Here is a 14,030-nt window from a genome sequence, read left to right as displayed (position 1 = left end):
GGAAGGACGGACACGCTCCGGCGCCGCCCCCGAGAACAAGGGGAAGATGATGGGAGATACTCTCTTTTCGGACAAAACGGACGGGGCTTTAGGCGCAGGCTTACTGAAGGAGGAGCGTCAGAAGAAGAGCATGATGAATACCGCTCTAGCGGTAATAGCGTGCGGTGATCTCGTCCCACTTTCCCTGGGCCCTGAGAAGGAGATCGCAGACCTCGCGGACGGCTCCCCAGCCGCCGCGATTGCGGGTAATGAAATGCACGAACGGCAGCACTTCCGGGACGGCATCGGCGGGGGCGGCGGCAAAGCCGACCCGCCGCAGCACCGGAATATCGATCACATCGTCACCCACAAAGGCGACCTGCGAGTCCTCCAGGCCGGTGGCACTGAGAATCTCCCCGTACGGTGCCAGCTTGTCGATGGCCTTCTGAAAGAGTATCGGGATATCCAGCTCTGCGGCCCGATTGGCAACCACCACCGACTGCCGGCCCGAAATGATCCCCACCTGAATGCCGGCCCGCTGAATCATCTTGATGCCGTGGCCGTCCTTGACGTTGAAGAATTTGCTTTCCACCCCGTTGGAGTCGAAGATGATCCGGCCATCGGTCATGACGCCGTCCACATCGAGCAGCAACAGCCTGATCCCGGCAAGGCGCCCGTTCATGAGTTCCCGTTCCCCGGCGGTCATGCCAAGCCCGCCCGCAACAGGTCATGGAGGTGAATGATCCCCACCGGCCGGTTAGCGGCCGCATCGTCGAAGACGAACAGGGACGTTATGGAGTGGGACTCCATTACCTGGAGAGCCTTGGCAGCCAGCTCGGAACGATTGATTCTCTTTGGATTGCGGGTCATGATCTCCCCGGCGGCCTGATTAAGGACATCGACCCCCTTGCCGAGAGAGCGGCGCAGGTCCCCGTCGGTGACCACCCCCACCAGGGAGCCGTCTTCCGCGCAGACGCCGGTGATGCCGAGCCCTTTGGCCGTGATGACGAACAGGGCGTCGCGGATCGGCGTGGCAGTGTCCACCAGCGGCACGGCGTCGCCCGAATGCATCAGGTCTTCCACCGTGAGGAGAAGTTTCTTTCCCAGGGAGCCGCCCGGGTGGAACAGGGCGAAATCTTCGGGCCTGAACCCGCGCTCAATGAGGAGAGCCACCGCAAGTGCATCACCCATGGCAAGGGTTGCGGTGGTGGATGCGGTGGGGGCCAGACCGAGGGGGCAGGCCTCCTCGGCAACCGAAATATCGAGGAACACGTCGCCCGCCTTGGCAAGCGTGGACGAGGCATTGCCCGACATGGAAACGAGGGCAGCACCGAGTCGCTTGATGATCGGCAGGATGCGCACCACCTCTTCGGTTTCACCGCTGTTGGAGATGGCAATGACCACGTCCCCCTTCATGATCATCCCCAGGTCGCCATGAACCCCTTCCGCCGGGTGAAGGAACAGGGCCGGCGTGCCAGTGGACGCCATGGTTGAGGCTATTTTCTGGCCGATGAGCCCCGACTTCCCCATGCCGGTAACGACAACCCGTCCGCGGGTGTCGAGAATGAGGCGCAACGCCTTTTCAAACTCGCCGTCGATGGAATCGGCAAGGCGCATGAGTGCTGCTGCTTCGACCCGTATGACTTTTCGCGCTTCTTCAAGAATCATTGTGCTTCCGTTTCAGGAACCGGCCAATGGCGGGTCCGGGTTCTATTTCACGATGGCGTCGATTGCCTTCAGCTTCTTGAGCAGCGCGGGCAGATCGTCGAGCCTCACCGAGTTGGGGCCGTCGCACAGGGCCTTGTCCGGGTCTTCGTGGACTTCCATGAAGATACCGTCGATTCCGGTGGCGACCGCGGCCCGGGACAGGTACTCCACGAACTCGCGCTGTCCGCCTGAGGAACCGCCCTGGCCGCCGGGTAGTTGAACGCTGTGGGTTGCGTCGAAGACCACCGGGAAGCCGATGCGGCGCATGATGGGGAGACTCCGCATGTCGGAAACGAGATTGTTGTAACCGAACGATACCCCGCGCTCAGTCAGGATGATGCGCTCATTGCCGGTCGACAGGATCTTGCCGACCACGTTCTCCATGTCCCAAGGGGCCATGAACTGCCCCTTCTTGACATTGACCACCCGGTTCGTCCGGCCGACTTCCACCACCAAGTCGGTCTGGCGGCAGAGAAACGCGGGAACCTGGATGATGTCGAGTACCTCGGCGGCCGGCTTTACCTGCTCGATTGAGTGGATGTCCGAGATGACCGGGATACCGAGGGAGTCTTTCACCTTCTGGAGAATGCGCAGCCCCTCCTGCATACCGGGGCCGCGGAACGAGGTAACCGACGTGCGATTCGCCTTGTCATAGGATGCCTTGAACACGAGCGACAGGGATACGCCGTTGCAGATGGTCATCAGGCGCTCGGCGCAGCGCAGGGTTGCCGCCTCGTTTTCGATCACGCAGGGACCGGCTATGAGCACCAGCGGACGATCGCCCCCAATCTTTACGGAGCCTATGGTAATTTCTCTGGTCATACAAACCTCTCGTTGTGGGAATAGGTTGACAGCCTATCGCCTTTTGTCCCTCTGTTCAATGGCTGCTGCGATGAACGCCCTGAACAGAGGATGAGGGTTGAGCGGCTTCGACTTGAACTCCGGGTGGAACTGGCAGCCGAGGAACCAGGGATGATCGGCGACCTCCACGATCTCCACCAGGTCTCCTTCCTTGTAGAGCCCCGAAATGACGAGGCCGTTGGCCACAAGGGTCTCGCGGAAGACATTGTTGTACTCGTAGCGGTGGCGGTGCCGCTCTGATATTTCCAGTGAACCGTATGCCTTCTGGGCAAAGGTCCCCTTGGTGAGGCTGCAGGGATAGGCACCGAGCCGCATGGTGCCGCCCAACCGGTCGATGTCGCGTTGCTCCTCCATCAGGCTGATGACCGGGTGGGTGCAATCGGGACGGAACTCGCTGGAACAGGCATCGTCGAGCCCGCAAACGTTGCGGGCGTACTCCACCACCGCCATCTGCATGCCGAGACAGATGCCGAAGAACGGAATCTTCCGGGTGCGGGCATATTCGATGGCCTTGATCTTGCCCTCGGTTCCCCGTTCGCCGAAGCCACCCGGCACCAGGATGGCATCTACGTCGTCAAAGGCGCTACCGACCCCTTCGCTCTCGATCCGCTCGGAATCCAGATAGGTGAGAGCCACCCGGCAGTCGTTGGCGATTCCGCCGTGGGTAAGGGCCTCGGACAGGGACTTGTACGACTCGGTGAGATTGACATACTTGCCCACGATGGCAATGCGGACCTCTCCCCTCAGGGGCGAGCGAAGCTTCTCCACGACGCTGTGCCAGGGGCTGAGATCAGGCGCTTTGGTCCAGATGTTCAGTTTTTCGACCACTTGCTCATCGAGACCTTCCTTGTGAAGCGCCAGGGGCACCGCGTAGATGTGTTCCGCGTCGGTGGAGGTGATGACCGCCTTCTCTTCCACATTGCAGAACAGGGCGATCTTGGCCTTCATGTCCCGGGGCAGCTCCATCTCGCAGCGGCAGATGAGGATATCGGGCTGAATGCCGATCTCCCGCAGTTCCTTGACCGAGTGCTGGGTCGGCTTGGTTTTCAGTTCGCCGGCTGTCTTGATGTGCGGCACAAGGGTCACATGAAGGTAAAGGACATTCCCTACCCCCCGGTCTGCCTTGAATTGACGGATCGCCTCCAGGAACGGAAGCGACTCGATATCGCCGACCGTTCCTCCGATCTCCACGATGGCCACATCGGCCCCCTTGGCGTTCTCCAGGATCTTGTGCTTGATCTCGTCGGTGATGTGGGGAATGACCTGCACGGTCCCACCCAGGTAATCGCCGCGCCGTTCCTTTTCAATGACCGAAAAGTAGACCTGACCCGTGGTGAAATTGCTCCGTTTGGAGAGACGGGCTGAGGTGTACCGCTCGTAGTGCCCCAGATCGAGATCGGTCTCGGCACCATCGTCGGTGACAAAGACCTCGCCGTGCTGGAACGGCGACATGGTGCCGGGGTCGACATTGATGTAAGGGTCCAGCTTCTGCATGGTGACCCGCAGACCGCGGGACTCCAGCAGTGCCCCGAGCGACGCCGAGGCAAGCCCTTTGCCGATGGAGGACACGACGCCGCCGGTTACGAAGATGAACTTGGTTTTCATGCACACTCCTGAGTCAGATTATTTCAACTTTTCGAGAACCTTTTCCAGGTCGTTGGGGGTGTCGACACCGATCGACTCGTGCGCTGTTTCAACCACCCTGATCCGGCAGCCGTTCTCCAGCGCCCGGAGTTGCTCGAGCTTTTCCGCCAACTCGAGGACGGTGGGTGGCATTTTTGCGAACTCCAACAGGAAATCGCGCCGATAGACATAGAGCCCCACATGCTTGTAGCAGAGCAGCCGCCCCGATGCAAAGGACTCGTCTTTCAAGTCATTCCACTTGTCCCTGAAAAAAGGAAGCGGCGAGCGGGAGAAGTAGAGCGCATACCCCTCCAGATCGGTCACAACCTTCACGACGTTGGGACTCAGAAAGTCGTGAAGCGTCCGGATGCGGCTTTTGAGGGTCCCCATGCGAACGGCAGGATTCTCCGCAAGCGGAGCAATCGCCTCGTCGATCATGGCGGGCTCAATGAGCGGTTCATCACCCTGCACGTTCACTATGATCTCGGCCCCGATGCGCGAGGCCACCTCGGCGAGACGATCCGTTCCCGTCTCGTGGTCCCGGGAGGTCATTTCGACCCTGCCGCCGAAGCCGCGGACCGCCTGGGCGATCCGGTCGTCATCCGTTGCCACGACAACCTCAGACACAAGACGCGCCCGTGCGGTTCGCTCGTACACATGCTGAACCATCGGCTTGCCCGCAATATCGGCCAGAGCCTTGCCGGGAAAGCGGGTCGACGCGAAGCGGGCGGGGATTATGGCAGTAATGTTCATACAAAGGCCCCCACATACCTGCACTCGCCCTGAACGGCATGCGCGAACGTCACGCGCCCTGCAGGGGCGAAACGTGCAACTGGCTGAAATGACGCTACCAACGAGATTGACCGAGTGAAGGCAAGAGATGTACTGCAGAGTGTGTCCCTTCCGACAGGTGGGACGTATAACGCTACCGCAAAGGCAGGGGCGTGTCAAGGAGTGAAATGCGTTGCCCGGGGCGCACCAGCTCTGATAGAGTGCCCTCATTCACCTTCATGCGGAGACCGGTCATGCCCCCCATAACCATCGGCCTCATGGCTGCCATGCCGGACGAAACCCGCCCCCTGCTGCGCCTCTTGCGCGGGGCAACACTGCTTGCGCACCAGCCCTTTCCCATCTGGCGCGCACAGATGGGCGATGCGGCTATCTGGCTCGCCCAGTCGGGCATGGGGCCGGAGCGGGCGGAATCGGCGGCGGAGCGGCTTGTCGGGCTGGCCTGCCCCGACGTGGTCGTCTCATTCGGATTCGGAGGCGGCGTGCTGCCGGGATTGTCGGTCGGCGACCTGGTGATGGGAACCGGGTGCCTGAACTATGACGGAAGGGATTTCACCCCCGCAGCCGGGATAGACGCCCCCCTCGCCGCCAGTGCCATGAAGTCCCTGGCACAGCGCACCTCCGTTGCATTGACCGCCGGCACCGTCATTACCGCCGGCACAATCCTCGCCAAACATCTCGTCGCGCCACTGATTCCGGCCGCTGTGACATCACCGGTGCTCGACATGGAAACGGCCGCCGTGGCGGGCGTTGCCGCCCGGCACGGCATCCCGCTCCTGGCTTTGCGGGCCATTACCGACGATGCCGGGGAAGAGTTCGGCTTTTCGCTGGACGAATTTACCGATGCCGGCCTGAATATCAGGCCGCACCGGGTCATGGCCACCCTGCTCCGAAAACCCTGGATCATGCCGCAGCTCGTCAGGCTGGCGCGTTCATCGAGACGGGCCGGCACACTGCTGGCCGCGGCCGTCATCGCGCTGGCGGAAACGCTGCCTGCCATTACCGCGTCCCCCCGATCCTACTCTTTTGCGCTGCGTCCCGATACGGCGGACCAGGGATAATCACTCAGATGCTCGGCCAGCTCCTCCTTCCGGTAGCGGTTGGTCCGGCGCACAATGGTAACAATCGCAATTGAACCCGCCAGGACATAGATCAGCATCCCGGTCAGCGCAATGAGGTATTCACCGAGCCAGAGGGTCACTGCCAGGTTAAAGACGAGCACCGACAGATAGAGGATCGGCCCGTAGAGCGAGCGCAGGGGCGGATTGGCTACCCCTGCGGGCTTCCCTCCCTTCCCTTCGCTCCATAGATCTATCCGCTGCAGGACGAACACCATGATCACGCTCACGACCCACCATCCCACGTAGTTCGAGAGCGGAACGCCGAAATGGATGCCGGGCTCCCGGTAACCGTAAATCTGGCCCAGGAACCAGCGATACCCCTGGAGGGCCACCGGATCGATGATAATGTCGAGGAAGACCTGAAACAGGGAGCCGAGAAAGAGAACCGCAAAGGATCCCCGGATAGACCGCGATTCGAGCGTAACGACATCCCATCGCCACGCCTTGACCGGTGACACAACGAACAGTGCGGTGGCATAGCTGCAGTAGGCAAGAAACACGTAGGAAAGGGAATCGAAAAACGGTACCCCGGCGATCCACAGCTCACGATCGCGGGTCGCGTCGATGTAATAGTACCAGCCGTAGGGTATTCCCGTATTGATGGAGCTGAACTCGGACGCAAAGGAAATCAGATAGCCGGCCGCGGTGAACAACAGGGTCTTGCGCCAGCCGAGGTGCGGCACCGCCGCCACCAGGTACGCTGCAAAAAAGGCAAATACGTAGGGCCGCATGGTCACGGTTCCCACCGCGATTCGCAGAACGTCTTCCATAGTTCCTCCTGACGAACAAACGCGGAGCCGCACCACACGGCTCCGCGCTCACGTCATTACAGTATTGCTCCAGCTAGTACCCGTTAAAACAGCGTGCCGACAACACTTCCAAGCACCGAGATCGGCCCCGAATCGGAGAGGCCGTCGGCTGCCTTGTCCAGTTTCTTCATGGCGGCGGCGGTATCACGGTAGAGCTTGTCATCGTTCACCAGCTTGCCAAGGGTGCCCTGCCCCTCGTTGATTTTGCGTGCCACGTCACTGATGTTTCTGGAGGCGTCACGCAGCTCGTTGTAAAGAGTCTCATCATTGACGAGCTTGCCGACGCTCCCCTCACCCTTGTTGATCTTGGCCGCGATTTCCTTGATATCCTTGGCGCCGGCATTCAACTCGGCCAATGCCCCCTTGGCTTCGACATACAGCGCATCCTCGTTTACCAGCTTGCCCAGCGAACCCTCGCCCCGCTCTATCTTCGCGGTGACGGTCTTGAGGCTCGCAGCGAGCTCGTTGGTGTTGTGATAGAGGGCCTTGTCATTCAGCAGCATTGCAAGTGAGCCTTCGCCCCGGTCCATCTTTGCGGTGATGCTGTTGAGATTCTGGACCGCGCCCTTGAGATTCCCCCTGTTTTCGTCGAGCATGGTCGAGATTTTCCCCAACACCTCGTTCTGGTTGGTGTTCAGATCGTTGAGGAACGTCCGCGCATCTTTGGTCAGATCGCTCACGTTGTCGACGATGATGTCAATATTGGCAATTTCCCTGCTCTTCACCTCGGAGCCCGGCGCAAGGATGTCAGCGGTCTGAGTACCGAAGGAAATCCCCAGAAACTGCCCCCCCAGAAGGTTCGTCAGCCGGATGGTCGCCACTGAATCGGTTCTGATCCGGGTCCCGGGTTTGACCTCGAAACCGACCTTCACTCTGCCGTCCTCGATATCGATCCGGGTAATCTTCCCGACCTCAACACCGGCCAGGCGAACAGGGTCTCCCACCTTGAGGCCGGTGGTGCTCGAAAGATAGGTCACATAGGGGATGCTCTTCTCAAAGGGGTTCCACCGCTCGCCCAATTCGAGCATCACCCCCAGGACCACCAATCCGGCCATGAAGAAAAAACCCACTTTCTTTTCAGTCGACAGCGCCATGAACTCTCCCCCCCGTCTCCCGACAGGTCAATCCTCTTAGCTACATCAGAATCCTGGTGAGGAAATAATCGGCCACCAGAATCAGCATGAACGACAAGACCACGGCCCGGGTCGTTGCCTGCGCGATGCCCCGGGCGCCACCGCTGGTCTTGAATCCCGTATAACAGGCAACGAGCGCGATGATCCCGCCGAAAACCGTTGCCTTCACCAGGCCGGCCCCCACCTCCTTCAGCTTGAGGGCCGTATTGAGACTGTCGTAATACGTCGAGTAGGAAATGAATATCTTCGGGTGGAGGTGGCTCATGATGGCCCCGCCCACGATTCCGACGGCATTGGCGAAGATAACCAGGGCCGGCACGCACACCAGGCAGGCGATGAGCCGCGGCATGGCCAGGTAGCGCACCGGGTTGATATCGAGGGTCTTGAGCGCATCGATCTCCTCATAGACCTTCATCACGCCGATCTCCGCCGCCATGGCCGAACCCACCCGACCGGCCACGAGAAAACTGGTCATGACCGGTCCCAGCTCGCGCACCATGGAAAGCCCCACGATGCCGCCGATGATGTTCTGGGTTCCGTACTTCTGAAGTTCGACGCCGGTCTGGAGCGCCAGGACCATCCCCACGAAAAAAGCCATGACCGACGCAATGGGCACGGTCTCATAACCGATGATCGCCATCTGGTTGAAAATGCTCGGCAGGTTCCGGGGGGCTTCCCGGAAAAACCAGACCGTTCTGCCGAGCAGCATCAGCATTTCACCCAGTACCTCGTGGAAGGACAGAACTTTTTTGCCAACTCGTTCAAACATGCCCATCAGGTTCATACCTCGCCTCGATACGGGTTTCGCCGGGAGGCGTCGCGCCCCGCGCCTCGTGGCTGCCTTCCGTCCATTCCAGGCCGAAGGGAAGCCAGAACAGGCGGAGCATCCTCTTGTCACCTGACGAACGATAACGTACGAGGCCTTTCAGGATCGACACATCTGAACCTTCGCCCCGGGTGCGATACGCGAGAAGCGGAAAAACCTCATACGCCAGATCATTGCCCCGCTTCTCATGCCAGTAAAGATTCCAGAGAAAGGAAACTGCCGAATCGCCACCATCGTTCCACTTCTGGATATAGAGACGCCAGAGTGGCGCCCAGTTCTGCTCAATGCCCTCGCGGGGTGTCAACGGCTCCAGCGGAGCCGGGAAGCTGAAACTCTTCACCCCCCGTTCGTTGCGGTGGAACGTGAACAGTGGCCAGAGCGCCGTGGTTCTCCGCTCCGCGCCATCAATCGGCCATCGTTCGATGCTGTCGGAGTACAGGAAGAACAGAAGCCGGTCCCGATCGCGGCAGTAGGTGTCCGACGTGATCTCGTCATGATTGACCAACGGCCAGAGATACCACTGCTTGACCGACTCCCTGGTCTGTTCGCGGGAATAGAACGGCAAAAAGCGATCGACTTCCCGCTTCTCCCCCCGGGCGGTCATGATGAAGGGCCACAGGTAATAGCGCTCCTCCTGACCGGTCGCGTGATCGCTGGACCATCCGGCAAAGGGCCAGAGATAGGAGCGGGACGATAGCCGGGGCGACTCCGTCGATGCATAGAAGGGAAACATCGTGAGTCGCTCGGTCGGATTGTCCGTATCGAGACCGGCGCGCTCCCTGAGGTACAAGGGCCACAGCACGAACTGCTTATCATAGCGCCCTTCGCCGCTCGACCTGCCGTAGAGGGGCCAGAATTGCCAACCGGACTCTTCTTGTCCCTCGATGGTGGCAAAGAACGGATAGAGATAATGACGCGTCGTAGTCCCCTTTGCCACGGTGCGTCCGTACAGGGGAAAGAGCACATAGTGTATCTCGTCCCGGAAGAGCCGATTGTACAGCGTTCCATAAAAGGGGAAAACCGACGTGTACGTGCCGTGCTCACGGGACTCCCCCCTGATATAGAGGGGGAACAGCATGGAAGTGTCCTCGGTCTCGCCCGGTTCATCCCTGCGGAACGCATTTACCTGCAAAAGCTGGAGCACCTGGAGATTCCACTGCTCCGGCGCGCTGGTGACCGAAGCCAGGGGATAGAGGATGCTTGTCCCGGCGGCATCGTCCCGCTCCACGGATGTGCGATACACCAGCGGACGAAGGGCAGTGACCGTCTCATCCCCCTGACGCTGGATCTTGACCAATGGGCCGAGGATCGACAGGTTGCTGAACTCCTCGGCCGGACTTTCCCGGTAATCGATCAGGGGCCAGAAGGTGAATATCGTTCCTTCCCTTCCGTTGTCATCGGCGGCCCGGAGCGGCGATGCCGCAATTATGGTTGCCAGGGTTGCCAGGAACAGGAGACGAAAGCACTTCACGTATAATCCGCCGTGTCAAAATAATGTATAGACAGCTTTAATACCCTTGGCAACCCGGGGAGTCAACAGAAAAGACCCCAGCCCGCGCGAACAGAAAAAAAGCCCGCGTGCGGCGGGCCTTCGAACAGCTTCAATCCGATGCAATGTAACGATGTTCAATACTTGCTGTCGGCGTAGTCAACCCAGCCACCGGCAAGGACGAGGGCCTTGTCGAAGGGCGAAATATCGAAGGAGTGGGTTTCCGACGTGCCCCCACCCGAGATGGTGAGCGTTTGCCCTGTCACATCAATGGAGATGGCCGCGTCGGCGCAGCCGGCATAGGTGAACAGCCCCTCGATCGTATCGGCTGAGAGTTCAATGGCAGCCATGCCGCAGTTGAACATGTTCTGACGGAAGATCCGGGCAAACGACTCGGCAATCACAGCAGTGATGCCGTTCACCTCGAACACCCACGGCGCGTGTTCGCGGGATGAGCCGCACCCGAAATTGGCCCGGGAGACAACGACACGCGCAGCCTTCGTCTTTTCCCCCTTGGGATCGAAGCCGGGCAGCTTCAGATCTTCCAGGATATACGGTTTGAGGTCTTCCTTGGTGATCTCGGTCAGATACTTGGCCGGGATAATTTCGTCGGTATTGATATCAGAGCGGTCGAGAAAGAGCACGGGGCCGCCAAACTGTTTCATCGGTCTGTCTCCTTGCTGGGAATATGGACGCTACAGATACTTCCGGGGATCGGCTATCTTACCCTCGATAGCGGTTGCGGCACTCGTTGCCGGAGACATGAGGTGGACCATCCCCCCCTTGCCCATCCGCCCCATGAAGTTACGGTTCGTGGTCGATGCGCAGACTTCTCCTTCGGCCAGGACGCCGTTGCTCATGCCGAGGCAGGCGCCGCAGGTGGGGTTGGTCACGCAGAAGCCGGCTTCCATGAAGATATCGATCAGCCCCTCACGCATGGCATCCTGGTAGATCTTCGGCGTAGCGGGAGAGAGTATGCCGCGTACCGTGGGCGCAATCTTCTTTCCCTTGAGAATGCGTGCGGCAATGCGCAGATCCTCCAACCGGCCGTTGGTGCAGGAGCCGAGATAAACTTGGTCCACGGGGGTACCGGCAATCTCAGAGACCGGTTTCACCTGGTCCGGCTTGTAGCCAAACGTGACGATGGGCTCGAGGCTCGACACGTCAAAATCGAGCACCTGTTCGTAGACGGCGTCTTCATCGGACCGCCACTGGCTGAATGCCTCACGGGCGGCTTCCCGGGACGAATACTCATCCTTGATGAAGGGCCAGAGGTAATCGACCGTCACCATGTCGGGCATACAGATCCCCGAGGTGCCCCCCGCCTCGATGGCCATGTTGCACAGTGTCATCCGCGACTCCATGGTCATGGCGTCAACCACCGGCCCGCGGAACTCCATTACCCGGTCGGTCGCCCCGTTCACGCCGACCCGGCCGATGACGTGGAGAATCACGTCCTTGGCATACACCCCTTCAGGCAGGGAGCCGTTCAGGTTAATGCGGATCGTTTTCGGTTCGCGGAAGGCGCAGACTCCCTTGAGAATGCCGACCTCGAGATCGGTGGTACCGATGCCTGCCGCAAACGCGCCGAACGCACCGTGAGTACAGGTGTGGGAATCACCCATGATCACCGTGTAGCCGGGACGGATGAACCCCTTCTCGGGAAACAGCGCATGACAGACGCCATTGGCGCCCACGTCGAAAAAGTCCACGATGCCGTGGCGCCGCGCCCAATCGCGCAGCATCTTCGCCTGGGTGGCCGTCTTGGAGTCCTTGCTGGGGGTCACGTGATCAATGACCGCCTTGATCTTTGTCGGGTCGAAAACCCGGTCCTTGCCGCGCGCCATCAGGTCGGCAATGGCGATGGGCGTGGTGATCTCGTGACACATCACCACGTCGAGCCTCAGCACCTTAGTGCCGGCAAAGGGTTCATCAACCAGATGACTGGCAAAAATCTTCTCCGCAATAGTTTTCCCCATTTCGCACTATCCTCGCGTCTAACATGATGGAATGTGGTGCCAATGTAAACAAACAGGGTCTATAAATCAATGTAATATTTGTTCGATGTGGTTTAACATTTGCTTGCACCGCAACAGACATGCTAGGATACGCAAATTTTTCACGGGGAGACGTCAGCGAGACATGGAACTGAGCTTTACGCGCACCAACGGCGAAATCGACACACTCATCGACACCCTTATGGAGAAGGTCGGAACCATCCATCACCCGGCCCTGATACGTGAAATGATCATTTCAGCCCTCAAATCGGGCCTGGAATCCAGCTATCCGGCAGATCTCAAGCTGCTCAACAACACCATGAAGGAGATGCGCTACACGACCAACGTGTTCGCCCCCTACCGCACCAGCCGGAAGGTGACCATCTTCGGTTCGGCTCGCACGGAGCCCCAGGAACCGATCTACCAGACCTGCATCCGCTTCAGCCGGAAACTTGCCGACAAGGGATACATGATTATCACGGGCGGAGGCCCGGGTATCATGCAGGCCGGGAATGAGGGCGCGGGCAGCGACCGCTCTTTTGCCGTGAACATCCGCCTTCCCTTCGAGCAGAAGCCCAACCCCGTGATGCTCCAGAATCCGCGGCTCATCAATTACAAGTACTTCTTCAACCGCAAGGTCGCCTTTGTCAAGGAGTCGAACGCCATCGCCGTTTTCCCCGGAGGCTTCGGCACGCTTGACGAGGCCATGGAAGTCTTCACCCTCATCCAGACGGGCAAGACCTCTCCCAAGCCCCTCGTCCTCATCGACGACAGCGACGGCTACTGGGATCGCTGGTTCGATTTCGTCACCTCGTGCATCCTCGGCAAAGGATTCATCTCTGCAGAGGACTTCTCCATTTTCACCATTACCCGCGACGAGGACGAGGCCATCAGGGTCATCGAGGAGTTCTACCGCAACTACCACTCCCTCCGCTTCTTCGAGGAGCGGCTCGTCATCCGGCTCAACAAAGAGCTCACCCGGGAACAGATCGAAGAGCTCGAAAATGAATTCCCCGAGTTACGCCAGCCGGGTACCCGCATCAGTTGCTGCCCGCCACTTCCCGAAGAGGCGGATGAGCCCGACCTGCTGAAGCTGCCACGCATTTCGCTCCAGTTCGACCACCAACACTACGGCCTCCTCGTTGCATTCATCAGAAAAATCAACATGTTCTGACACAAAGAATTCATCCATGAAACGGGCCAAAATTTTGTTGACAGGATGAATTGCCGGTGTTAGTGTGACAATGCAGCAAGTTTCGGAAGTTGTTGCAGCCCTTGAAAACTGAGCAAAGTCCCCCCGACTCTCACGGTTTTCCTGCCTCAAAACTCCGGAAACTTAAGCAGCATCCCCACGAAGTCCGGCACAGATCCGGAGGCACAAAGGAGGTAGGACAATGGCTATCGGAAGAGTTAAGTGGTTCAATGACGCCAAAGGCTTTGGTTTCATCGAGCAGGACAATGGCGAGGACGTGTTCGTGCATTTCTCCGCCATCCAGCAGGATGGTTTCAAGTCCCTCGCCGAGGGTGAGCAAGTTTCCTTCGACGTGGTGAACGGCCCCAAGGGGCTCCAGGCCGCCAACGTCAAGAAGGCCTAGACAAGGCCCACATAGCCTAACCGACAAAAAGCCCGCTGGCTCATCCAGCGGGCTTTTTGCGTTTCATCGTGCCGATTCGCATCACCGGTCGCGACCGCTGC

14 protein-coding genes are annotated in these 14,030 nt (G+C 59.5%); 3 read left to right on the top strand and 11 right to left on the bottom strand.

Annotated elements, in window-relative coordinates; genetic code table 11:
- Positions 1-145: 145 nt before the first annotated feature.
- The 5 genes from A2G06_07395 to A2G06_07375 are packed head-to-tail and all read right to left on the bottom strand — an operon-like array spanning position 146 to position 4,923.
- The gene (locus tag A2G06_07395) at positions 146-661 is read right to left on the bottom strand and encodes a phenylphosphate carboxylase subunit delta (protein ID ANA41622.1); all 516 of its coding nucleotides are present in this window, start codon (positions 659-661) and stop codon (positions 146-148) included.
- A 20-nt stretch (positions 662-681) separates the two neighbouring features.
- A complete protein-coding gene (locus A2G06_07390) occupies positions 682-1,647 on the bottom strand; it encodes a D-arabinose 5-phosphate isomerase (GenBank protein ANA40164.1) in 966 nt (321 codons plus the stop codon).
- Between the two features lie 42 nt (positions 1,648-1,689).
- Positions 1,690-2,508 (bottom strand): 3-deoxy-8-phosphooctulonate synthase, encoded by an 819-nt coding sequence (locus tag A2G06_07385; protein ID ANA40163.1) that lies wholly within the window; start codon positions 2,506-2,508, stop codon positions 1,690-1,692.
- 33 nt (positions 2,509-2,541) lie between these two features.
- Positions 2,542-4,152, bottom strand: coding sequence for a CTP synthetase (gene pyrG, locus A2G06_07380; protein ANA40162.1), 1,611 nt, complete (start codon positions 4,150-4,152; stop codon positions 2,542-2,544).
- A gap of 18 nt (positions 4,153-4,170) precedes the next feature.
- The gene (locus A2G06_07375; protein ID ANA40161.1) at positions 4,171-4,923 is read right to left on the bottom strand and encodes a 3-deoxy-manno-octulosonate cytidylyltransferase; all 753 of its coding nucleotides are present in this window, start codon (positions 4,921-4,923) and stop codon (positions 4,171-4,173) included.
- A 272-nt stretch (positions 4,924-5,195) separates the two neighbouring features.
- Here A2G06_07375 and A2G06_07370 point away from each other — a divergent pair, with 272 nt between their 5' ends.
- Entirely contained in the window at positions 5,196-6,020 is an 825-nt protein-coding gene (locus tag A2G06_07370) for a nucleosidase (GenBank protein ANA40160.1), read from the top strand.
- Here A2G06_07370 and A2G06_07365 read toward each other — a convergent pair.
- The 6 genes from A2G06_07365 to A2G06_07340 all read right to left on the bottom strand — a co-directional run bounded on the left by A2G06_07365 (position 5,978) and on the right by A2G06_07340 (position 12,316).
- A complete protein-coding gene (locus A2G06_07365; GenBank protein ANA40159.1) occupies positions 5,978-6,850 on the bottom strand; it encodes a hypothetical protein in 873 nt (290 codons plus the stop codon). The two genes, A2G06_07370 and A2G06_07365, sit on opposite strands and share 43 nt — an antisense overlap.
- A gap of 83 nt (positions 6,851-6,933) precedes the next feature.
- A complete protein-coding gene (locus A2G06_07360) occupies positions 6,934-7,983 on the bottom strand; it encodes an ABC transporter substrate-binding protein (GenBank protein ANA40158.1) in 1,050 nt (349 codons plus the stop codon).
- A 40-nt stretch (positions 7,984-8,023) separates the two neighbouring features.
- Positions 8,024-8,797, bottom strand: a complete 774-nt coding sequence (locus A2G06_07355; protein ANA41621.1) for a hypothetical protein — start codon at positions 8,795-8,797, stop codon at positions 8,024-8,026.
- The gene (locus A2G06_07350) at positions 8,784-10,319 is read right to left on the bottom strand and encodes a hypothetical protein (protein ANA40157.1); all 1,536 of its coding nucleotides are present in this window, start codon (positions 10,317-10,319) and stop codon (positions 8,784-8,786) included. The genes A2G06_07355 and A2G06_07350 overlap by 14 nt, the downstream gene beginning before the upstream one ends.
- Positions 10,320-10,474: 155 nt before the next feature.
- Positions 10,475-11,002 carry a 3-isopropylmalate dehydratase gene (locus tag A2G06_07345; GenBank protein ID ANA40156.1) on the bottom strand — a complete coding sequence of 176 codons (528 nt, stop codon included), beginning with the start codon at positions 11,000-11,002 and terminating at the stop codon, positions 10,475-10,477.
- Positions 11,003-11,032: 30 nt separating this feature from the next.
- A complete protein-coding gene (locus A2G06_07340; protein ID ANA40155.1) occupies positions 11,033-12,316 on the bottom strand; it encodes a 3-isopropylmalate dehydratase in 1,284 nt (427 codons plus the stop codon).
- Between the two features lie 163 nt (positions 12,317-12,479).
- On the opposite strand from A2G06_07340, the gene A2G06_07335 reads away from it, so the two are divergent.
- Both A2G06_07335 and A2G06_07330 read left to right on the top strand, forming a co-directional pair.
- The gene (locus tag A2G06_07335) at positions 12,480-13,508 is read left to right on the top strand and encodes a Rossman fold protein, TIGR00730 family (protein ANA40154.1); all 1,029 of its coding nucleotides are present in this window, start codon (positions 12,480-12,482) and stop codon (positions 13,506-13,508) included.
- 220 nt (positions 13,509-13,728) lie between these two features.
- Positions 13,729-13,929: a cold-shock protein gene (locus A2G06_07330; GenBank protein ID ANA40153.1), complete on the top strand. Its 201-nt coding sequence runs from the start codon at positions 13,729-13,731 to the stop codon at positions 13,927-13,929.
- Positions 13,930-14,030 lie beyond the last annotated feature (101 nt).

The organism is Geobacter anodireducens (genome assembly GCA_001628815.1).
GTDB lineage: Bacteria > Desulfobacterota > Desulfuromonadia > Geobacterales > Geobacteraceae > Geobacter > Geobacter anodireducens.
This window is presented reverse-complemented; position numbering and strand designations above follow the sequence as displayed.